Here is a 22,890-nt window from a genome sequence, read left to right on the forward strand (position 1 = left end):
TCGCCAGACTGATGCTCCGTGTTGTCGAGCAATAGAGCTAATCGGAAAACGACATATCCCTGAAGTCATCCAGCGCTTTGGAAAGGCTGGCCGACCTTTCTCGTTCCTCACGCAGCCGTGTTTCATTGGCAGCGTTGTAGATTGTCAAACGCTGCTGGCTCTGCGGGCTTAACGGGTTGTGACTGAAATCATAGGTTGCCCCTTTGCCGTCAGCAGGAGAAGGCAGCGGGTCGGGAAGCTCGGTAATGGCGTTAGCCGACAGATCGGCATAACCCAGACGCGGCATGTCGAACAGCCCGGGTGGTATGTCGCTGAGTCCAGTGTTTTCCAGGTGCACCGAGTAGCACATCTGCAGGTTCCGCAAGTTCGGCGTCAGCCCCAGCGGGTTATGGCTCAAGTCCAGTCTTTGCAGGGTTTCCATGCGGGCCAGTGCGCTCACGGTTTGCGCGTTCAGAACGAGCTTGCAATAGGGCAGTTCCAGGTCGGTCAGCTTGCTCATGTTGAACACTGCCGGGGGAATCTCGTTGAGCTGATACGCCCGAATGTCCAGGCTCTCAAGCTTCGGAAACAGCTCAAGCAGGCGGTCAACCCGAGGGTGCAAAGGTGCCGTGCTTGTCAGTGTCAGCTTACTGATCTGCTCGAACCGCCCGCTCAGTGGCGGCAGTTCGCCAATGAAAGACAGGTCACATGTCAGGCCCGTGGATGAATAACTTTGCGGAGCCTCACGCAGGCTTCGCTCGATGCCATCATTGAACCAGGTTCTTTTGGCGTTTTCCTGGCGTAAGGCTTCGCCTTGCAGGGGGGCACCTGTAACCGGGTCGCGCGGCACTTCCTTCGCCCACACATCGAGCTCGCCGAGCAATGTGGTGAGGTCGTTCTGACGGCGCAGCAACTCGAGATGCCCTTCGGCCAGAGTGCCTGGCAAGCTATAGATCAGATGGTTTGCATCGGCTGTGCTGATGCGCGGGTACAGGGCTTGCGTCAGGGCAATGTCCGCTTCGTCGGCCATAATGCCCAGCGTCCGAAAGGTGATCTGGTATTCGGCTTTTATGCGGTTTCTGGCGGCAGCGGACAGCGGATTGGCCCTCAGGTCAACGCCGTTGCCGGCAAACCCTGTCATGTCTTGCGGCAAGTCGACAATGGCATTTTCGCTCAGCAATGCGTAGCGCAGCCGCGGCAATTGCCCCACACCGGCGGGAATCTGACTGATACCGGTGCGGGTCAAGTCGAGTGTCGTCAGGGCTCGCAACGCGCTGATATCCGGCGCGGAGCCCAGTGGGTTGTTGTACATGTCCAGCGCCTTCAACCGAGTCATTGCGGTCAGCATGGCCTGGCCGGCCGTATCGAGCACAATGCCGCAACTGCTAAGCGTTAACGTTTCCAGCGTCGGTGCGAGGGTTTGAGGAATTCTGCCTTGCGCGAAACCACGCATTTCCAACACTTGCAGTCCGTTGAAGCACGACAGGAAACCAGCGGATGCCTTGAGGGTCGGATTGCCCTGCATGGTCAAGCGAATGACGTGGCTGAAATCGGCGGTCAGGGTCGGCAATTCACCTGTGAATTCGAAGGGGGCGTGGATATCCAGCGTGTTCAGCCTTAACTCGGGTTTGTTCGGGTTTCTGTCGCGCCAGAACGCCTCCAGTTGCTCGCTGAATTGCTTTCTGTTGCTCTGTTCGAGCGCTCTGCGCAATGCTCCCCAATGTTCACCGGTCACGGGGTCGCGCACAGGCACACGTTCTGACCAGGCGCTCAAGTCGCTGATCATTTGGCTGATTTCCGTTTCCCAGCGCAACAGTTGAGCAGTACCGGCCTGCAAGGTGCCAGGCAGGTGATAGATCATGTGACTGGCATCGTCGACATCCATCAATGGATGCAGCCTTTGCGCGCTGGCCAGATCGCTGACGTCCGGCATTACGTCAAAGTGGCGTCCGTGCTCGACGTAATAGGTCTTGATGCGTTCGCGAGCGGGAAGCGAAAGCGGGTTGCCCCCAAGGTTCAGCCCATCGGCGAGATCCAGATCCAGGTCGAAAAACGCTTCGGGGAGATCAGTGATGCGGTTGCCATTCAACAGGGCATTTTTCAGGCTCGGGTGACTGGAGACACCATTGGGCAGGGCGGTAATACCGGTATGTGACAGCAGGATGTCGCGCATGGCAGGGTGAGATTGAAGGTCAGGTATCGCTGCCAGTGGGTTGTGACTCAGGTCCAGAAGTTCCAGGTTCTGCAGAGTGGCGAGCGTTGTCTGGTCGGCTGGGGTGAGTGTCACTGCGCAGTCTCTCAGCGAGAGCTCCGTCAGCCTCGGCAGGTGGGTCACGGTTTGGGGTATTTCACCCAGCGGAAATCGTTGCAACTCCAGTTCCCGCGCGTTGACGAACAAATCGATGAACGCCCCTGGTGCACCGATGGCGGCGTTGCCTTTGAGCTTCACACCCAATACATGGCTGAAATCCGTTGTCAGTTGCGGGAAATCACCAAAGAACCTCAGGTCGGACTCTAAAAAGTCGGCGCGCATCCCCGATTCGCCATAGCGGTGACGCCAGAACCGTTCCAATTGTTGGCCGAACTCGGACCGAGCGGCGTACTGGTCAAACAGTTCAATGGCTGTGAGAACCTCGCCCGTGACAGGGTGGATGCTGGGAACCTGAGGTGCCCACAAGGTTAGGTCGGTGGTCATCTGATTGATTTCGGCACGCCATTGAACGAGTTGGGTGCGGCCATTGGCCAAGGTGCCTGGCAAGTCATAGAACACATCGCTGGCCTCCTGTTCGTCCAGAGAAGGAAACAGTTGGCGCATGAGGGCGATGTCGCCGTCTTCGGCACGCACGTCGAAATCGAGTCCGGTGCGTCGGTAGTAGGTCTTTACCTTGTTGCGCGTGGCGGTCGACAGCGGGTTGTCAGAAAAGTCGAAGTTATCACTCTGATTGGCTGACAGCTCGAAAACCGCATCGGGGATTTCGCTGATGCGGTTGCCGCTGATAATCGCGGTGCGCAAATTGGGATGGCTGGCCAGCCCTTCAGGCGCCACGTTGAGGCCGCAATTGGACAGATCAAGGTAGGTCAGTTCGGGGAGCAGGTTCAGATCGGGGAAAGTCCCCAAGGGGTTTTTGCTCAGATCCAGCGTATGCAGGTTGTTGAGGGAAACCAGTGCGGCCTGATTTTCTGCAGTCAGTATTACGCCGCAATCATTGAGCTCCAATGCGCTGAGACGAGGCAAGCTGATCTCCGATAACGCAACCGGTTCCAGGTCGAAGGCGTGCAGCTCCAGGGTGGTCAGATTCTGAAAGCGTTGAATGAATGGCAGTGTTGCGGTGATGTTTTTATTGCCTGTCAGCGTCAGCCGGGACACATGGTCGAAGTTGGCGCTCAGCACCGGGAAGTCGCCCATGAATTCCAGCGTGGCGGTCATATCGCTTTCTCTCACGGACACCGACCGGGAGCGCCAGAACCCTTCCAGCCTTTGCCGGAATGTGTCCCGTGCAGTGCGCTCCAGCGTTTGTTCGTCGAGCGTCAGAGGTCGTCTGAAAACGGGATCGAGCGCAGGAATCCGGTTGACCCATTCATCGAGTTCGGTCTGCAGCGTAGTGAACTCGGCCTCCCAGTTTGTGAGTTGAGCGCGGCCTTCAACCCATGTGCCGGGAATCCGATACAGCAGCTCACTGGCCTGGTCTGCATCCAGAGCAGGGAACAACGTTGTAGTGCGCAGGACAACCGCCGGTTCCGGGCGTACCCCGAAGTGTTTGCCGGTGTGGTTATGAAAGTTTTTTACCTTCTCGAGGGTGGCTGCCGACAGCGGATTGTTGGCAAAACCGAAACCGTCACTGAGGGAGCTGGTCAGGTTGAAAAAAGCGTCCGGTATCTCCGTGATCTGATTGCCGTCGAAGTTGCCGGTGATCAGTCGCGGGTGATCCAGCAGATTTGCCGGCAGTGTGGAGATGCCTGTTTTCGTCAGGTTGAGGTAGCGTAGTGAGGGCATCGCGCTGATGTCGGGAGGCGTGCCCAATGCATTGCCTCGCAGATCCAGCAATGAGAGATGGGGCAATGACGCGAGCACGGCCTGGTTCGCCGCCGAGTGGGTAATACCGCAGTCGCGCAAAATCAACTGGCGTAGATTCGGCATGGCAGTCAGAGACTGGGGCAGGTTCGGCAGGTTGAGGTTTTGCGCATCGAGGTACAGCACGCCCGGAAAGCGTTGCATCAACACATCGACCGCCCCGGTGTTGACACTGCCATTGATGGAGAGCATGGCGACGTGGCTGAAGTCCGCTTCCAGTGCGGGCAGGTCACCGAGTATCGGTTGCTCCATCTGCAATAGGTAGCCGGCGGGGCCACGGGTTTGTCGGCGCCAGCAACGCAACAGCGCGTCTCTGAACAGGCTGCGATTTTGCAGGGCTGCCCGACGCTCGATGTAGGTCAACGGCGCGCCGCTGAGCGGGTCGTTGGCGGGAACGTCGATTTCCCAGCGACGCAGGTCGTCACTGAGCTTGATGTATTCATCGCGCCGTCGGGCCAGTTCGGCGTTGAGCGCCGCCGGATCATTCTGAAAAGCAGCGACAACATTTCGCGCCTCCTCGGCGGACATGCCGCGAAAGATTTCTTGTACGCGCTCCTCGGGACGGATGATCCGCTGGCCCGTGGTGGTCAGATTGTCCTGGTTTTCAATGCCGATCGCGCCGAATTCGCCGGCCTCAAAAAAATCGGCATCCTCAATGCGTCTTGGTGGGTTCGGCCGCTGATTGCCAAATCCTTCCAAGCGCAGCGTGTCCACGGCAGGTTGCTGAATCGGCGCCTCGAACAGCACTGTGCGTAGCTCGTTGCGTTCCAGTGTTTGCTCACGAATCGCCGCTTTCAGTGCATCTCCCTGGCCGATCTGGAGGTTCAGGCTTTGGCGCTCGCCGTCCGGCAGCGCTTGTAAAAGGCCGGAGTAAAAATCCGTGGCCGAATGCAGTTCCTGGCCGCGCTCGTCGTATGGCTGATAGTGGCCATCCTTTTGACGAACCAGCACTTTCTGTGTGGGCGCATCTTCGCGCCCGATACTGTCGAGCAACGGCCCTGCGTAACGTCCGTCGCGAATTTCCAGGCGCACGTCGCCGCTCCAGCCCGGCAATAGCTTGAGGCTGTGCAACGCAAGGGAGTCGGAGTCGGGGTTATTCACGGCCTTCAATTCGAGGCCTTCGTAAGCGCGTGTTACGCGCACCTCCTGATTGGCCAGTTGCATGAGCGTCTGCTGTCGCGGCGGCAGTTCGCCGTTGCTGATCTGCATCAGTTCGCCGCCGCTGGCGGTGTCGAGCAATTCGCGGGTGATGCTGGCTGGCAGTGTCGAATCGTGGCTGACGATTGGTCGGGCCAATGGGTCGTCGATACGCTGGAGGGCGAGGTAGTGCGATTCGAACAGCGAGCTTCTGTGTCGCTGGGCGAGACGGGCGAGTTGCTTGCGCAGGGTCTGGCTGCGGGCGTCCAGCGAGGGGGTGGGCCCGCCGAACGGTTCTGCGAGCAAGGCTTTGATTTGCTGTTCGTCGAGGGAGCCCAGCAGAGTCTTCAGCAGGTCGCCGCCGATCAGACTGCTTTGATCAAGCTCGGTCAGCGGCAAGCTTTCGTCCGTCGAAGATTGCCAGATCAGTTCCCCTTGTTGATCGACCAGGCGCAGGCGTTCGGTGCTTGGCCAGCGACCGTGCTGACTCAGCAGTTGCAGTTGGCTGGCGGGATCGGCCCGCAGGAACTCTTCGGCCACGTCGCTATCAAGCTGGTCGATCAAGCGTTGCAGTTGCTGATCGATTTTGAAGCGCTGAATGCTGTCCGCGAGCAATGGCGGAGGCGTTTGCTGATCGACGTGCATTTTGCGCAGGGTATCTTCGTTGACCCCGCTGACCCGAAGAATCTTCTCGCGCTCGGTGGGCGAGAATGCTTCGACTGCCGGGCCGATTCGCCTAAGCGCCGTGTCGGTGTCCCACTCCAGCGGTTTCTCCAGCTCGGTATGCCAGGCGCCGGCGCCGTTGTGCCGAACCATCGGCTGATAAGCGTCGGGACGGGTCGGGTGTTCAATACGGTATTGGCCAGGAACCGGACTTTCACTGACGGCAAAATGAGTGTTCTCAAGTGGCAGCAGTTGCTTGCCTTGATGTGGGTGCAGGCCCAGTTCGTTGGGTGTCGAACTCGCATCGGGGGCTGCCGGATGTTCGTAGCGAGCGAGATCAGGATCCCAGTAGCGGGTCTTGCCATTGACCAGTTGCACCGGTTTGAAACGGTCGATGAAGGCGACGACCTCTTTGGGCAAGACCTTGCGAAACTCAGCGGCACCAATCGCCCCTCCCATGCCGAAGATGCCCAGCTGGATCAGCGACTCCAAAGTGCCCATGAGGTGCCCGAAAGCTTCAGTGGCGCGACCTTGTCCCCACTCGACAATGCCTTCAAAGGCTTCATCGAGCATTTGATACGCCATGTACGCCATCATCGCCTCACCGAGTACCGGCACGAACGGCGCGACAATCAGCGCGGCGGTCTGCACGATGCTCGAGAGGATGTTGCTCACCGAGTCCCAAAAGGCCCAGCGCGCTTTTTGATCTACCACGGCGGTGGGCACGGCGATTATTCGGGCGTCGTTGAAGATCTTGTTCAGTTTCGCTTGATAGAGGTGTTGCCACAGATCGCCATTGAACGCTGTCAGCGTGGTTTGCAGGTCCGGCCGCACGACGGGCGTTTCGCGCCACGCCGGCAGCGAACTGCCGGGCTCGGCTGGATGCCATGTGATCTGGCTCAGGCGGCTGTTGAGGGTGCTGAAGAAAAAGCCTCGATGTTCATGGTTCACGAATCGGCTGAAAAACGCTTGGTAGTCTTTCGAGCGCAACTGGCGGGTCAGTTCGGCGATCAGGTCATAGGTCGAGGCATATTCCTTGAAGGGATGCTCGGGGTCATCCGGGACGTAAGCCACCACCCGTGCAGGGTTTCGCGATACATACAGGTCGGGGGCAAACACGACGATGCCGGTGAGCGGCGCGCACAGCATCCCCATGTCATGGCGCAACACGGGTGCGCCGCTGACATACAGGCCCTTCATGCCGTCGAGCACGGCGTCGATCAGGCGAAAATAACTTTCCGACACATCGCGGTTCATCCGCGCCCATTGCAGGGCGGCTTTCATTGCGGCTTTCTGGCTGTCGTCGATTTTGCTGCGCAGTACGGTGGCAACCATCGGATCGGTATAACCGAGGTTGTCTTCGAGATGGGTTTTGTATTGCGCGCCGATATCCAGCTTTCGACACAACCTGGTGAAAGCGGCAATGCTCAGTTTGGCCTTGATCGCCGGCAGGGTGGTGAACTGGCCGGTGGCGGAGGGGCGGGTGACGAAGGTCGAGTCAGCTTCGAAGGCATCGTCACGGGTTTCCGCTTCCTCGAAGTTGTGCAGCGCGGCCTCCAGTAACGAGACGGTCCAGGCGCGCGTGCCGGTGCGGATCGGAAACCAGGGTGTGGTCGCGGGGATGTACAGGCGCACAAAGGTGTTGCGCACATCCAGATCCAGGCTGAAGTTTTTTTTCAGTTGTTCTTTGAGCAAGGGCTCGGCAAAGGCGCTGGCGTCCTGCAGGTGTTCCAGGCTCTGGTCGACCTTGCTTTGCGCGGCCCAGTGGTCGGCGTTGAGGGTCTCCATCTGTTGATGGTGTTCGGCAGGTGCCGATTGCAGCGAAGCGGACAGACGGGGCAGGCTGTTCTGGAATACCTGACGGCGGGTCGGTGTCGCGTTGCCGAGCCATTCGGGAACGACGTTTTTCAGTGGCAGGTAATGATCGTCTTGATGCTGCGCGTCGCTGGCGACGGTCGAGGTCGTCGCAGGGTGTTGCTGAGTCAGGTGCATGGGCCAATCCTTGGCGTTGAGAAGAACGCGTAGCAAATCAGGAAGTGGCCAGCCTCGTGCGGTACATATTTATATCTTGGTCGCGGGGTTGAGTTGGTATTCTCAGCAGCCTGCCGCAAATCGGTGGCACCCGGTAAACTGCGCCTTTGCGACGCTATTTGTCGCATTGCCGTAAACCCGGGAAAATCCGGGGTTTGCGCTATAAGAAGTTGTCGCTTGGCGACAAGGCCGGGCAGAAAACTGTCCTTACAATCCCCCCATCGCTCGCCAGTTTCAGGCGGGTGGCCCTCATCAGGAGACTCCGATGTCCGTTGAGCACGCTGCGGTACAACGCGCCGATTTCGACCAGGTAATGGTTCCCAACTACGCGCCTGCCGCTTTCATTCCGGTGCGTGGCGCCGGTTCCCGTGTCTGGGATCAGGCCGGCCGCGAGCTGATCGACTTCGCCGGCGGGATTGCCGTTAACGTATTGGGCCACGCGCACCCGGCGCTGGTCGGTGCACTGACCGAGCAAGCGAACAAGCTGTGGCACGTATCCAACGTGTTCACCAACGAGCCAGCCCTGCGCCTGGCGCACAAGCTGATCGACGCCACGTTCGCCGAGCGCGTGTTCTTCTGCAACTCCGGCGCTGAAGCCAACGAGGCCGCGTTCAAGCTGGCCCGTCGTGTGGCGTTCGACCGTTTTGGCACTGAGAAGTACGAAATCATCGCCGCGCTGAACAGTTTTCACGGCCGTACCCTGTTCACCGTCAACGTCGGTGGCCAGTCGAAGTACTCCGACGGTTTCGGCCCGAAAATCACCGGCATCACCCACGTGCCTTACAACGACCTGGCCGCGCTGAAAGCAGCGGTGTCCGACAAGACCTGCGCGGTCGTGCTGGAACCGATCCAGGGCGAGGGCGGCGTGCTGCCAGCCGAACTGGCTTACCTGCAAGGTGCCCGCGAGCTGTGCGACGCGAACAACGCGCTGCTGGTGTTCGACGAAGTGCAGACCGGCATGGGCCGCAGCGGCAAGCTGTTCGCCTACCAGCATTACGGCGTGACTCCGGACATCCTCACCAGCGCCAAGAGCCTGGGCGGCGGTTTCCCGATCGCGGCGATGCTGACCACCGAAGCGCTGGCCAAACATCTGGTCGTCGGGACTCACGGCACCACCTACGGCGGCAACCCGCTGGCGTGTGCGGTCGCTGAAGCGGTGATCGACGTGATCAACACCCCTGAAGTGCTGAGCGGCGTGAACGCCAAGCATGACAAGTTCAAGGCGCGCCTTGAGCAGATCGGCGAGAAATACGGCCTGTTCACCCAGGTGCGTGGCCTCGGTCTGCTGATCGGTTGTGTATTGAGCGAAGCCTGGAAAGGCAAGGCCAAAGACATCTTCAACGCCGCTGAAAAAGAAGGCCTGATGATTCTGCAAGCCGGCCCGGACGTGATCCGTTTCGCCCCGAGCCTGGTGGTGGAAGACGCTGATATCGATGCTGGGCTGGATCGTTTCGAGCGCGCTGCTGCAGCACTGACGCAAGCCTGATAGACCCTTCGGCGCCTGGAGTTTTCAGGCGTCGACCAAAATTTTATGCCGGACCCGATCAACTGTAGGAGTGAGCCTGCTCGCGATTGCGGTATGTCAGTCGACTCATTGGTTTCTGACAAACCGCAATCGCGAGCAGGCTCACTCCTACATTGATCTCCATGTAGGCCCGGTTATTTCTTCTGTGGATTGATAAGAGAAAAGGAGTGACACCATGCTGGTGATGCGCCCCGCGCAAATGGCTGATCTGGGCGAGGTACAGCGTCTGGCTGCGGACAGTCCGATTGGTGTCACTTCCTTGCCGGATGACGTGGAACGTCTGAGCGACAAGATCGCCGCGAGCGAAGCCTCGTTTGCCGCCGAAGTGAGCTTCAACGGCGAAGAGAGTTACTTCTTCGTTCTCGAAGATTCGACTACCGGCAAGCTGGTCGGCTGCTCGGCAATTGTCGCCTCGGCGGGTTACTCGGAACCGTTCTACAGCTTCCGCAACGAGACCTTTGTGCATGCTTCGCGCGAGCTGAAGATCCACAACAAGATCCACGTGCTCTCGCAGTGCCACGACCTGACCGGCAACAGCTTGCTGACCAGTTTTTACGTGCAGCGTGAGTTGGTCGGTTCGCCGTGGTCGGAACTCAATTCCCGTGGTCGTCTGTTGTTCGTCGCCAGCCATCCGGAGCGTTTCGCTGATTCGGTAGTGACCGAGATCGTTGGTTACAGCGATGAGAACGGCGACTCGCCATTCTGGGATGCGATCGGTCGTAACTTCTTCGACCTCAACTACGCCGAAGCCGAGCGTCTGTGCGGGCTGAAAAGCCGTACGTTCCTCGCCGAGTTGATGCCGCACTACCCGATCTACGTACCGCTGCTGCCGGACTCCGCCCAAGAGGCGATGGGCCAGGTGCACCCGCGTGCGCAGATCACCTTCGACATCCTGATGCGCGAAGGCTTCGAGACCGATCATTACATCGACATTTTCGACGGCGGCCCGACCCTGCATGCGCGTGTTTCGGGGATCCGTTCGATCGCCCAGAGCCGTGTGGTGCCGGTGAAAATCGGCGAGCCGGTGAAAGGTGCCGGGCGCCAGTATCTGGTGGCCAACGCGCAGTTGCAGGATTACCGCGCGGTGCTGCTGGAGCTGGATTACGCGCCGGGCAAACCGGTGACTCTGGATCTGGAAGCGGCCGAAGCCCTGGGCGTCGGTGAAGGTGCCAGCGTGCGCCTGGTGGCGGTTTAACGCCTTAGCGAGTTTCACGGGTGGCGAAGGCGGCCCGTTTGAGGAGATAGCATGATTGTTCGTCCCGTACGCAGCAGCGATTTAGCCGCTCTGATCGACCTGGCCCGCAGCACCGGCACCGGCCTGACCACATTGCCGGCCAACGAAGAACGTCTGGCCCACCGGGTCGGCTGGGCCGAGAAGACCTTTCGCGGCGAAGCCGGCCGGGGCGATGCGGACTACCTGTTCGTGCTCGAAGACGATGACGGCCGCGTGGTGGGGATTTCCGCCATCGCTGGCGCCGTCGGTATGCGTGAGCCTTGGTACAACTTCCGTGTCGGCCTGACGGTCAGCGCTTCGCAAGAGCTGAACATCTATCGCGAGATTCCGACGCTGTTCCTGGCTAACGACCTGACCGGTAATTCCGAGCTGTGCTCGCTGTTCCTGCACGCCGATTACCGCAGTGGTTTGAACGGTCGCATGCTGTCGAAGGCGCGGATGCTGTTCATCGCGGAATTCCCTGAGCTGTTCGGCAACAAGATCATCGCCGAAATGCGCGGTGTCTCCGATGACGCCGGCCGTTCGCCGTTCTGGGAAAGCCTCGGTCGGCACTTCTTCAAGATGGAGTTCAGCCAGGCCGATTACCTGACAGGCGTGGGCAACAAGGCGTTCATCGCTGAGCTGATGCCGAAATTCCCGCTGTACACCTGCTTTCTGTCCGAAGGCGCGCGTCAGGTCATCGGCCAGGTTCACCCGGACACCGAGCCGGCCTTGGCGATGCTCAAGGGTGAAGGTTTCAGCTATCAGGGTTACGTCGACATCTTTGACGCCGGCCCGGCCATCGAATGCGAAACCGGCAAAATCCGCGCAGTGCGTGACAGTGAAGCGCTGGTGCTGGCCGTGGGCACACCCGGCGACGACGCCACGCCGTTCATCATCCATAACCGCAAGCGGGAAGACTGCCGCATCACCGCTGCGCCGGCGCGTCTCGCTGCCGGCACGCTGGTGGTTGATCCGCAGACCGCCAAACGTCTTCAACTCAACGCGGGCGATCAAGTACGCGCCGTGGCGTTGTCCGCTGCACGGGAGTCGAAATAGTGAATTCGCTATACATCGCAGGTGAGTGGCTGGCCGGTCAGGGCGAAGCCTTTCAATCGCTGAACCCGGTGACCCAGCAAGTGCTGTGGTCGGGGGAGGGCGCCACCGCTGCTCAGGTTGAATCGGCGGTGCAGGCTGCGCGTCAGGCGTTTCCGGGTTGGGCACGTCGTTCGCTGGAAGAACGCATCAGCGTGCTTGAGGCTTTCGCCGCGTCGCTGAAAAACCACGCTGACGAACTGGCTCGGACCATTGGTGAAGAGACCGGCAAACCGCTGTGGGAATCGGCGACCGAAGTCACCAGCATGGTCAACAAGATCGCGATCTCGGTGCAGAGCTACCGCGAGCGTACCGGCGAGAAGAGCGGCCCTTTGGGCGACGCCACTGCCGTGCTGCGCCACAAACCGCACGGCGTAGTCGCGGTGTTCGGCCCTTACAACTTCCCCGGCCACTTGCCGAACGGTCACATCGTTCCGGCATTGCTGGCGGGTAACAGCGTGCTGTTCAAGCCAAGCGAGCTGACCCCTAAAGTTGCTGAGTTGACGGTCAAGTGCTGGATCGAAGCCGGTCTGCCAGCAGGCGTTCTCAACCTGTTGCAGGGCGCTCGCGAAACCGGCATCGCGCTGGCGGCGAACCCGGGCATCGACGGTCTGTTCTTCACCGGTTCCAGCCGCACGGGCAATCACCTGCACCAACAATTCGCTGGTCGTCCCGACAAGATCCTCGCGCTGGAAATGGGCGGTAATAACCCGCTGGTGGTTGATCAGGTCGCGGATCTGGATGCGGCGGTTTACACGATTATTCAGTCGGCGTTCATTTCTGCCGGCCAGCGTTGCACCTGTGCACGCCGCTTGCTGGTGCCGCAAGGCGCGTGGGGCGATAGCCTGTTGAAGCGTCTGGTTGAAGTCAGCGCGACCATTGAAGTCGGCGCATTCGATCAGCAACCGGCGCCGTTCATGGGCTCGGTGATTTCCCTCGGCGCGGCGAAAGCGCTGATGGACGCTCAAGAACATCTGTTGGCCAACGGCGCGGTGTCGCTGCTGGAAATGACTCAGCCGCAGGCACAAGCCGCGCTGCTCACGCCGGGCATTCTCGATGTGAGCGCTGTTGCCGATCGTCCGGACGAAGAACTGTTCGGCCCGTTGTTGCAAGTGATTCGCTACGTCGATTTCGAAGCGGCGATCGCTGAGGCGAATGACACCGCTTATGGTCTGGCCGCTGGTTTGTTGTCCGATTCCGAAGCGCGTTATCAGCAGTTCTGGCTGGAAAGCCGCGCCGGGATCGTCAACTGGAACAAACAGCTGACCGGTGCTGCGAGCAGCGCGCCGTTCGGCGGTGTGGGTGCCTCGGGTAACCATCGCGCCAGCGCCTATTACGCAGCGGATTATTGCGCGTACCCGGTGGCGTCGCTGGAAACACCGAGCCTGGTGTTGCCATCGGCCCTGACGCCTGGCGTGAAGATGGCGTGATGCCCCTCCGCGAGCAAGCTCGCTCCCACATTGGAATGCATTTCCCTGTGGGAGCGAGCTTGCTCGCGAAGGCTGCGCCTCGGTCGTACTGAATTGTTACCTGAAGCCTATAACAACAGATTCTCGTGGAGCCTCGCTGATGAAATCCTATGAAGTCAATTTTGACGGTCTAGTGGGGCCGACCCATAACTACGGTGGTCTGTCCTACGGCAACGTTGCCTCGCAGAGCAACAGCCAGCAATCCTCGAACCCGAAGGAAGCGGCGCTGCAAGGCCTGGCGAAGATGAAAGCGCTGATGGAAATGGGCTTTCAGCAAGGTGTGCTGGCACCGCAGGAACGTCCGGACGTGGCCGCTTTGCGCCGTCTGGGTTTCAGCGGCACCGACGCGCAAGTGATCGAGCGCGCCGCCAAAGAAGCCATGCCGCTGCTGGTCGCCAGTTGCTCGGCGTCGAGCATGTGGGTGGCCAACGCCGCGACGGTCAGCCCGAGTGCCGATACCGCTGATGGCCGCGTGCACTTCACCGCCGCCAACCTCAACTGCAAATATCACCGCAGCATCGAGCACCCGACCACCAGTCGCGTGCTCGGCGCGATGTTCGCCAATCAGCAACACTTCGCCCATCACGCCGCGTTGCCGGCAGTGGCACAGTTCGGCGATGAAGGCGCGGCCAACCACACACGTTTCTGCCGTGACTATGGCGAGGCGGGCGTCGAGTTTTTCGTGTTCGGCCGCAGTGCGTTCGACAACCGTTTCCCGGCGCCTCAGAAATATCCTGCCCGCCAGACCCTCGAAGCCTCGCAAGCGGTTGCGCGTCTGCACGGTCTGCGTGATGAAGGCGTGGTCTACGCCCAGCAGAACCCTAACGTGATCGATCAGGGCGTGTTCCATAACGACGTAATCGCCGTGGGCAATGGCGAGGTGCTGTTCTATCACGAGGACGCGTTCCTCGACACCGAATCGATGCTGGCAGAGCTGCAAAGCAAACTCGCCAAAGCCGGCGGCAACTTCCAGTCCGTGTGTGTGCCTCGTTCGGCAGTCACCGTGGATGACGCGGTGCGCTCCTACCTGTTCAACAGCCAATTGCTGTCGCGTCCTGACGGTTCGATGCTGCTGATCGTGCCGCAAGAGTGCCAGGCCAACGAGCGCGTATGGGCATATCTGCAAAGTCTGACCAGCTCTGGCGGTCTGATCCGCGAAGTGAAAGTCTTCGATCTCAAGCAAAGCATGCAGAACGGCGGTGGCCCGGCGTGCCTGCGTCTTCGCGTCGCGCTTAACGAAACCGAACTGGCGGCGGTCAACCCAGGGGTTATCATGACGCCACCGTTGTACGGTTCGTTGACCGCATGGGTTGAAAAGCACTACCGCGACCGCTTGAGCGAAACCGATCTGGCGGACCCGCAATTGCTGCTTGAATGCCGGACGGCACTGGATGAACTGACGCAAATCCTTAAACTGGGCGCGGTTTATCCATTCCAGATCAATTGATGGCCGGCGCGTTGCCTGAACGCGGCGCGCGGCTTGTCTCACCAAGAGAGTAAAAACATGAGCGATTCCCTGCAGCTGATCCTTGAAGACACCGACGGCACGCAACTGGAGACCTCCTGCACCCGCGTCGCGGTCATGTGGCAAGGCAAAGAGCTGTGGATCCAGCAGGACGGCCGTGGCCAGCTGCTGATCGGCGTGGACGTTGAAGAAGGTGACGCCGAGTACGCCAACCTGCTGCTGCGCCCATTGGCGACTAATCTGGTAAGTCTGCAACTGGAAATGGAACCGGCTGACGTCGGCGACGACGAAGACCACGTGCACGGCCCGGATTGCAACCACGACCACTAAGGAAACCGCTCTATGCTCGCCCTCGGCAAACTGCTTGAACTGACCCTCGCCGGCCGCGAACCGGCGGAGAAGACTCAACTGACTGTCGAAGGCGTGCGTATGCGCTGGTTGAGCGAAGGTGCGCTGGAAGTCCGGCCGCCGGAAGCACGCGACAATGGCCTGGACCTGCTGCTCTCGGCAGGCATCCACGGCAACGAAACGGCACCGATCGAGTTGCTTGATCGGTTGCTGCACGACATCGCTCGCGGCGATCTGAAGCCGCGCGCACGCATTCTGTTCCTGTTCGGCAACCCGGAAGCGATTCGCAAAGGCGAGCGTTTCGTCGAGCAGGACGTCAATCGGCTGTTCAACGGCCGTCATGAACAAAGCAGTGGCTCAGAAGCGCTGCGTGCCTGTGAGCTGGAGCGTTTGGCGGCAAGCTTTTTCAGCAAGCCGGATCGCCAGCGCCTGCATTACGACCTGCACACCGCTATTCGCGGTTCGAAGATCGAGCAGTTTGCCTTGTATCCGTGGAAGGAAGGTCGTCAGCATTCACGCCTTGAGCTGGCGCGCCTGCGCGCTGCCGGGATGGAAGCGGTGCTGTTGCAGAACAAGCCGTCGATCGTGTTCAGCTCTTATACCTACGACAAACTCGCTGCCGAGTCCTTCACGCTGGAACTGGGCAAGGCGCGGCCATTCGGGCAGAACGACGGAGTTAACGTCTCGCTGCTGGAAACCCGTTTGAAGCAGATCATTGAAGGCACCGAGCCGGAAATGGCTGAAGCGCAGCTGGACGGTTTGCAGCTGTTCAGCGTCGCCCGGGAAATCATCAAGCACAGCGATGCGTTCCGCTTGAACCTGCCGCAGGACATCGAGAACTTTTCCGAGTTGGAAGTGGGTTATGTGCTGGCCGAAGATCTGGCCAATACCCGCTGGATCATCGAGGAAGAGGGCGCACGGATCATTTTCCCCAATCCCAAGGTCAAGAACGGCTTGCGCGCAGGCATCCTGATTGTCCCGACCACCGATGAAAACCTCGCCTGACCCAATTTCCGGTCTGACATATAACCCTCTGGGAGCGAGCTTGCTCGCGAATGCAATCTGGCATTCAACATTTGAGTTGGCTGTCAGTCCGCTTTCGCGAGCAAGCTCGCTCCCACAGGGGAATGAGTGAGACCACAGATCTCACTCATCGTGTTTAAACGGCTACAGCATGCGGCTCGGTGCGGCGCAGAGCGCGAACCTTGCGCAGCGTATCCGCGCAAGTCCGCGCCGCTTCTTGACCCTTGTGCACAAAGTGCTCGAAGAAGAACTTCTGATGCTCGTCGCCAGCATGGAAGTGATGCGGCGTCAGCGACACCGAGAACACCGGCACTTCAGTTTCCAGTTGCACTTGCATCAAGCCGCTGACCACCGACTGGGCGACGAACTCGTGACGGTAGATGCCGCCGTCGACAACCAGGGCTGCGGCGACGATGCCGGCATAACGACCAGTCTTGGCCAGCAACTTGGCGTGCAGGGGCATTTCAAAGGCGCCGCCGACTTCGAAGATGTCGATGTCCGATTCCTGATAACCCAAGGCAATCATTTCGGCGACGAAGCCTTTACGGCTCTGGTCGACGATTTCCTTGTGCCAGCAGGCCTGGATGAACGCGACGCGCTCGCCATGAGGGTGTTTGTTTTTGCTGTCGATAGCGGTGGGTTGCATGTTCTGACTCCTGTTTGTGTGAAAAACAGGGCGTTATGAATCGAAAGGGATTCAAGGGTGCGCACACGCACAACATCGCGCGGACGGCCCTTTGGCGTTAATCCCGTTCTCTCTTCATCCGGACTATGACCGTCGGCCCCGGAATCACACCGGGTCTGCTGACCTTGCCGCTGATCACAACCCAAGCCGTGTCAGTCGCCAAGCGCTCGCGGGCTATGCGCATTGCGCGCAATTACCGCCGGTGGGGAATTGCACCCCGCCCTGAGAACGTTTTTGCCGCCCTTTCTCGGGCGGCGCAGCGTTTTTAACACAGATTGTGTGTCTGTGCATTGCGCCTTTCTGATGATTGTCATCGAAATTTTTGCAGCCTCGAAACGACTTTTCCTTGCGCAAGGGTTGATTAATCCACGCGATGACCGCAGTAATTCCACTTCGTAAAGGGATTTCCCCTGCTGATTAGAGGCCAGGTTCATGAGCGTTATCGATCTTCGCAGCGACACCGTCACCCAACCGACTCCCGCCATGCTCGACGCGATGACCGCGGCGGACACCGGTGATGACGTGTACGGCGAAGATCCGACGGTGAATCGTCTGGAAGCGGAGTTGGCTAAACGTTTGGGCTTCGCCGCAGCGTTGTTCGTGCCGACCGGCACCATGAGCAACTTGCTGGGGTTGATGGCGCACTGTGAGCGCGGCGACGAGTACATCGTTGGTCAGCAGGCGCACACCTACAAGTACGAGGGCGGTGGCGCGGCGGTGCTCGGTTCGATCCAGCCACAGCCGCTGGAAGTGCAGGCTGACGGTTCGCTGGATCTGGATCAGGTCGCGGCAGCGATCAAACCTGACGACTTCCATTTCGCCCGCACCCGCTTGCTGGCGCTGGAAAACACCATGCAAGGCAAAGTGTTGCCGCTGGAATATCTGGCTCGGGCCCGCCAATTCACTCAAGACCACGGTCTCCAGTTGCACCTCGACGGCGCGCGTCTTTATAACGCGGCGGTCAAGCTGGGTGTCGATGCGCGGGAAATCACCCAATATTTCGATTCGGTGTCGGTGTGCCTTTCCAAAGGCCTCGGCGCGCCGGTGGGTTCGGTGCTATGCGGCGCTGAGCAGTTGATCGGCAAGGCTCGCCGTCTGCGCAAAATGGTCGGCGGCGGCATGCGTCAGGCCGGACTGCTGGCAGCAGCGGGGCTGTACGCGCTGGATCACAACGTCGAGCGTCTGGCGGATGACCACGCCAACGCGCAGTTTTTGGCCGACGGTCTGCGTGAAGCAGGTTTCATCGTCGAACCCGTGCAAACCAACATGGTTTATGTGCAAATGGGCGACAAAGCCGAAGCAATCAAGGCGTTTGCTGCCGAACGCGGGATCAAGTTGAGCGCCGCCGCGCGCCTGCGCATGGTTACGCACATGGACGTCAATCGCTCGCAAATCGAGCATGTGATCGCGACATTCGTCGACTTTTCGCGCAAGTGACAGCGTTAGCCGTCCAATTGACCGTTTCTATCGTATAAACACGCTGTACCCCGCGCGCAGGGCCGATATAATGCGGCCCTTTGCCGTCGCTTCGTCTGTTGACGTTTCGAACAGGCCTTTGGCCGCAGCCTCCGTGGAAGAACCTAATGAAAAGCGCAGAAATCCGTGAAGCCTTCCTTCGCTTCTTCGAAGAGCAAGGCCACACCCGTGTAGCCTCCAGCTCTTTGATTCCGGGCAACGACCCAACCCTGCTGTTCACTAACGCGGGGATGAACCAGTTCAAGGACTGCTTCCTGGGCCAGGAAAAACGTGCGTACACCCGTGCGACCAGCAGCCAGAAATGCGTGCGTGCCGGTGGCAAGAACAGTGACCTGGAAAACGTCGGTTATACCGCTCGTCACCATACATTCTTCGAAATGCTCGGTAACTTCAGCTTCGGTGACTATTTCAAGAAGGACGCGATTACCTACGCGTGGACCTTCCTGACCGGCGTTCTGCAACTGCCGAAGGAAAAGCTCTGGGTCACCGTTTACGCCTCCGACGACGAAGCGTATGACATCTGGACCAAAGAGATCGGAGTGCCGGTCGAGCGCATGATCCGCATCGGCGACAACAAAGGCGCGCCGTACGCCTCCGACAACTTCTGGACCATGGGTGATACCGGCCCGTGCGGCCCATGCACCGAGATTTTCTATGATCACGGCGACCACATCTGGGGCGGCCCACCGGGCTCGCCGGAAGAAGATGGCGACCGTTATATCGAGATCTGGAACAACGTGTTCATGCAGTTCAACCGCACCGCCGATGGCGTGTTGCATCCGCTGCCAGCACCGTCGGTCGACACCGGCATGGGCCTGGAGCGGATCAGTGCGGTGATGCAGCACGTCAATTCCAACTACGACATTGACCTTTTCAAGAACCTGCTGAAGGCCTCGGCTGAAGCGATCGGTTGCGAAAACGGCGATCAGTCCTCGCTCAAGGTTGTTTCCGACCACATCCGTTCGTGCGGTTTCCTGATTGCCGACGGCGTGCTGCCATCCAACGAAGGTCGCGGTTATGTACTGCGCCGGATCATCCGTCGCGCTTGCCGTCACGGTAACAAGCTGGGCGCCACTGGCAGCTTCTTCTACAAGATCGTTGCTGCACTGGTTGCCGAGATGGGCGAAGCCTTCCCGGAACTGAAGAAGCAGCAGAGCAACATCGAACGTGTGCTCAAAGCGGAAGAAGAGCAGTTCTCCAAGACTCTGGAGCACGGCCTGAAGATTCTTGAGCAGGATCTGCTGGAACTCAAAGGCACCGTGGTGCCGGGTGACGTGGTGTTCAAACTGTACGACACCTACGGTTTCCCGATGGACCTGACCGCCGACATCGCCCGCGAGCGCAGCCTGACTGTCGACGAAGCCGGTTTCGAACGTGAGATGGAAGCCCAGCGTGTTCGCGCGCGTTCGGCCAGCTCCTTCGGTCTGGACTACAACACCCTGGTCAAGGTCGATGTGGCCACCGAGTTCACCGGTTACAAAGATACCAGCGGTTCGGCAAAAATCGTCGCTATCTATAAAGATGGCCAGTCGGTCGACGTCTTGAATGAAGGCGAAGAGGCGGTGATCGTTCTCAATCAGACACCGTTCTACGCTGAATCCGGCGGCCAGATCGGCGACTGTGGTTATCTGCAGGCAGGCAACGCACGTTTCGACGTACGTGACACGACCAAAACCGGCGGCGCATTCCTGCACCACGGCGTGCTGGATTCGGGCAGCCTGACCATCGGCGCCCCTGTGGAAACTCACGTCGATGCCGAAGTGCGTCACGCGACTTCGCTGAACCACTCGGCCACCCACTTGCTGCACGCGGCACTGCGCCAGGTACTGGGTGAGCACGTTCAGCAGAAAGGTTCGTTGGTGGATAGCCAGCGCCTGCGTTTCGACTTCAGCCACTTTGAAGCGATCAAGCCGGAACAGATCAAAGCACTGGAAGACATCGTCAACGCCGAGATCCGCAAGAACTCCGCGGTTGAAACCGAAGAAACCGACATCGAAACCGCGAAGAATAAAGGCGCGATGGCGCTGTTCGGCGAGAAGTACGGCGACAACGTACGTGTGCTGAGCATGGGCGGCGATTTCTCCGTCGAACTGTGCGGCGGTATCCACGCCAACCGTACCGGTGACATTGGCCTGCTGAAAATCATCAGCGAAGGCGGTGTGGCATCGGGCGTGCGTCGTATCGAGGCAGTTACTGGTGCTGCGGCACTGGCCTACTTGAACGCGGCAGAAGAACAACTCAAGGAAGCGGCCAGCCTGGTCAAGGGCAGCCGCGACAACCTGATCGACAAGCTGTCGGCTGTGCTAGAGCGCAACCGCCAACTGGAGAAGCAACTCGAGCAGTTGCAAGCCAAGGCTGCCAGCGCTGCGGGCGACGATCTGTCGTCCTCGGCTCTGGACGTCAAAGGCGTGAAGGTTCTGGCCGCACGTCTGGATGGTCAGGACGCCAAAGCACTGCTGGCGCTGGTTGATCAGTTGAAGAACAAACTCGGCCGCGCAGTGATCCTGCTCGGCAGTGTCCATGAGGAAAAGGTCGTACTGGTTGCAGGCGTAACCAAGGACCTGACTGGCCAACTCAAAGCCGGTGATTTGATGAAGCAGGCTGCTGCGGCAGTGGGCGGGAAGGGCGGTGGTCGTCCGGACATGGCGCAGGGCGGCGGTATCGACGCCGGCGCGCTGAATGGCGCATTGGCGCTGACCGTTCCATTCGTCGAGCAGGGTTTATAAGGCAGTCCGTCCGGCCCGCAGTCTAGTGGCGGGCCGGGCGGCTGTTCGAGTGATTATTGGGCGCCCTTCATGGGCAGAGGCGGCTTTGAAATGGCTTTGATCGTACAGAAATTTGGAGGCACCTCGGTCGGTACCGTCGAGAGAATCGAGCAGGTTGCCGACAAGGTTAAGAAATTCCGCGATGCCGGCGATGACCTGGTGGTTGTGCTGTCTGCAATGAGCGGCGAAACCAACCGTCTGATCGATCTGGCCAAGCAAATCAGTGGCGACACTCAACCGGTTCCGCGTGAACTGGACGTGATCGTTTCCACCGGTGAGCAGGTGACGATTGCCCTGTTGGCCATGGCGCTGATCAAGCGCGGTGTGCCGGCGGTGTCGTACACCGGTAATCAGGTGCGGATCCTGACCGACAGTGCGCACAATAAAGCGCGTATCTTGCAGATTGATGACCAGAAGATTCGTGGTGATCTGAAAGCCGGTCGCGTGGTGGTTGTCGCTGGTTTCCAGGGCGTCGACGAGCACGGCAACATCACCACCCTCGGTCGCGGGGGTTCCGATACGACTGGCGTGGCACTGGCTGCTGCGTTGAAGGCTGACGAGTGCCAGATCTACACCGACGTTGATGGCGTTTACACCACCGACCCGCGTGTTGTGCCGGTCGCTCAGCGTCTCGACAAGATTACCTTTGAAGAGATGCTGGAAATGGCCAGCCTCGGTTCCAAGGTGTTGCAGATCCGCGCGGTGGAATTCGCCGGCAAGTACAACGTTCCGCTGCGCGTACTGCACAGCTTCAAGGAGGGTCCGGGCACCCTCATTACTATTGATGAAGAGGAAACCATGGAACAGCCGATCATTTCCGGCATCGCTTTCAACCGCGATGAAGCCAAGCTGACCATCCGTGGCGTGCCAGACACCCCGGGCGTGGCGTTCAAGATTCTCGGCCCGATCAGTGCCGCGAACATCGAAGTCGACATGATCGTGCAGAACGTTGCGCACGATAACACCACCGACTTCACTTTCACCGTGCACCGCAACGACTACCAGGCCGCACAGACCGTGCTGGAAAACACCGCTCGCGAGATCGGTGCCCGTGAAGTGGTTGGCGACACCAAGATTGCCAAGGTCTCGATCGTCGGCGTCGGCATGCGTTCCCACGCAGGTGTCGCCAGCCGCATGTTCGAATCCCTGGCAAAAGAAAGCATCAACATCCAGATGATCTCGACTTCGGAAATCAAGGTTTCCGTAGTCATCGAAGAGAAGTACCTGGAACTGGCCGTGCGCGCCCTGCACACGGCTTTCGAACTGGATGCTCCGGCCCGTCAAGGCGAGTAATTCCATTTCTTGAAGGGCGCGGTCTGACCGCGCCCTTTATTTTTTGAATGGCGCGAGCCCTGAACTGTTCTTTTGCTCGCGCTGGTCAATACTCAGGCATGTAGGGCTACGATCGCTCCGGTTGTAGGTCGGGTGCCTTTTTTTTGCAGACTGTTGTCCCTGAACTGAATTGCGTGAGGAGAAAGGTATGCTGATTCTGACTCGTCGGTGCGCAGAAAGCCTGATTATCGGTGATGGCGAAATCACCGTGACCGTGCTCGGCGTTAAAGGAAACCAAGTGCGTATCGGCGTCAACGCCCCGAAAGAGGTTGCCGTGCACCGTGAGGAAATTTACCTGCGTATAAAGAAAGAGAAGGACGAAGAACCAAGCCATTAATTTTTATCGATTTTTATGTTTGCAAACGGGGAAAAGGTTGGTTAAGATACGCCCCGTGTTGCGGAGAGCTGGCCGAGTGGCCGAAGGCGCTCCCCTGCTAAGGGAGTACACCTCACAAGGGTGTCGGGGGTTCGAATCCCCCGTTCTCCGCCATTATTTGCTTAGTACGTCGTAATCTGGCTTTTTCTGTAAGTTGTTGAAATTAATAGAAAAAGTGGTTGGAATAGAGATTAGACGGGCTATAATGCGGCGCAACAAATGCACTCGTAGCTCAG

General features: G+C 59.3%; 13 protein-coding genes, 1 tRNA gene and 1 riboswitch. Of the genes, 12 read left to right on the plus strand and 2 right to left on the minus strand.

Annotated elements, in window-relative coordinates:
* Nucleotides 1-37 precede the first annotated feature (37 nt).
* The gene (locus FGA82_RS04585; protein WP_141126184.1) at nt 38-7,843 is read right to left on the minus strand and encodes a dermonecrotic toxin domain-containing protein; all 7,806 of its coding nucleotides are present in this window, start codon (nt 7,841-7,843) and stop codon (nt 38-40) included.
* Nucleotides 7,844-8,147: 304 nt separating this feature from the next.
* Between FGA82_RS04585 and FGA82_RS04590 the strand changes: the two genes are divergently transcribed.
* The 7 genes from FGA82_RS04590 to astE all read left to right on the plus strand — a co-directional run bounded on the left by FGA82_RS04590 (nt 8,148) and on the right by astE (nt 16,002).
* The gene (locus FGA82_RS04590) at nt 8,148-9,368 is read left to right on the plus strand and encodes an aspartate aminotransferase family protein (protein ID WP_141126185.1); all 1,221 of its coding nucleotides are present in this window, start codon (nt 8,148-8,150) and stop codon (nt 9,366-9,368) included.
* A 214-nt stretch (nt 9,369-9,582) separates the two neighbouring features.
* Nucleotides 9,583-10,602: an arginine/ornithine succinyltransferase subunit alpha gene (aruF, locus tag FGA82_RS04595; protein ID WP_007919353.1), complete on the plus strand. Its 1,020-nt coding sequence runs from the start codon at nt 9,583-9,585 to the stop codon at nt 10,600-10,602.
* Nucleotides 10,603-10,653: 51 nt separating this feature from the next.
* Nucleotides 10,654-11,679 carry an arginine N-succinyltransferase gene (gene astA, locus FGA82_RS04600; RefSeq protein WP_141126186.1) on the plus strand — a complete coding sequence of 342 codons (1,026 nt, stop codon included), beginning with the start codon at nt 10,654-10,656 and terminating at the stop codon, nt 11,677-11,679.
* Nucleotides 11,679-13,145, plus strand: a complete 1,467-nt coding sequence (astD, locus tag FGA82_RS04605; protein WP_141126187.1) for a succinylglutamate-semialdehyde dehydrogenase — start codon at nt 11,679-11,681, stop codon at nt 13,143-13,145. Before astA ends, astD begins: the two co-directional genes overlap by 1 nt.
* Nucleotides 13,146-13,284: 139 nt before the next feature.
* Nucleotides 13,285-14,631, plus strand: coding sequence for an N-succinylarginine dihydrolase (gene astB / locus FGA82_RS04610; protein ID WP_141126188.1), 1,347 nt, complete (start codon nt 13,285-13,287; stop codon nt 14,629-14,631).
* Between the two features lie 57 nt (nt 14,632-14,688).
* Nucleotides 14,689-14,979 (plus strand): hypothetical protein, encoded by a 291-nt coding sequence (locus tag FGA82_RS04615; protein ID WP_007919345.1) that lies wholly within the window; start codon nt 14,689-14,691, stop codon nt 14,977-14,979.
* A gap of 12 nt (nt 14,980-14,991) precedes the next feature.
* Complete coding sequence (astE, locus tag FGA82_RS04620; protein WP_141126189.1) at nt 14,992-16,002, plus strand: succinylglutamate desuccinylase; 1,011 nt, start codon at nt 14,992-14,994, stop codon at nt 16,000-16,002.
* A 154-nt stretch (nt 16,003-16,156) separates the two neighbouring features.
* On the opposite strand, the gene FGA82_RS04625 is transcribed toward astE, so the two are convergent.
* Nucleotides 16,157-16,666, minus strand: a complete 510-nt coding sequence (locus FGA82_RS04625) for a 6,7-dimethyl-8-ribityllumazine synthase (protein ID WP_034153324.1) — start codon at nt 16,664-16,666, stop codon at nt 16,157-16,159.
* Between the two features lie 101 nt (nt 16,667-16,767).
* A riboswitch (FMN riboswitch) is annotated at nt 16,768-16,939 on the minus strand.
* A gap of 198 nt (nt 16,940-17,137) precedes the next feature.
* Here FGA82_RS04625 and ltaE point away from each other — a divergent pair.
* From ltaE to FGA82_RS04650, 5 genes are all read left to right on the plus strand, one after another.
* Complete coding sequence (gene ltaE / locus FGA82_RS04630; RefSeq protein WP_141126190.1) at nt 17,138-18,142, plus strand: low-specificity L-threonine aldolase; 1,005 nt, start codon at nt 17,138-17,140, stop codon at nt 18,140-18,142.
* 146 nt (nt 18,143-18,288) lie between these two features.
* Nucleotides 18,289-20,907 carry an alanine--tRNA ligase gene (alaS, locus tag FGA82_RS04635; RefSeq protein ID WP_141126191.1) on the plus strand — a complete coding sequence of 873 codons (2,619 nt, stop codon included), beginning with the start codon at nt 18,289-18,291 and terminating at the stop codon, nt 20,905-20,907.
* A 90-nt stretch (nt 20,908-20,997) separates the two neighbouring features.
* Nucleotides 20,998-22,239, plus strand: coding sequence for an aspartate kinase (locus FGA82_RS04640; protein ID WP_007919332.1), 1,242 nt, complete (start codon nt 20,998-21,000; stop codon nt 22,237-22,239).
* A 187-nt stretch (nt 22,240-22,426) separates the two neighbouring features.
* The gene (csrA, locus tag FGA82_RS04645) at nt 22,427-22,615 is read left to right on the plus strand and encodes a carbon storage regulator CsrA (protein WP_002554426.1); all 189 of its coding nucleotides are present in this window, start codon (nt 22,427-22,429) and stop codon (nt 22,613-22,615) included.
* Nucleotides 22,616-22,677: 62 nt separating this feature from the next.
* Nucleotides 22,678-22,768: transfer RNA gene (locus FGA82_RS04650), tRNA-Ser, on the plus strand.
* The last annotated feature ends 122 nt before the right edge of the window (nt 22,769-22,890 follow it).

The sequence above is a fragment of the Pseudomonas fluorescens genome (genome assembly GCF_005938625.1).
Taxonomy (GTDB): Bacteria; Pseudomonadota; Gammaproteobacteria; order Pseudomonadales; family Pseudomonadaceae; genus Aquipseudomonas; species Aquipseudomonas fluorescens_BD.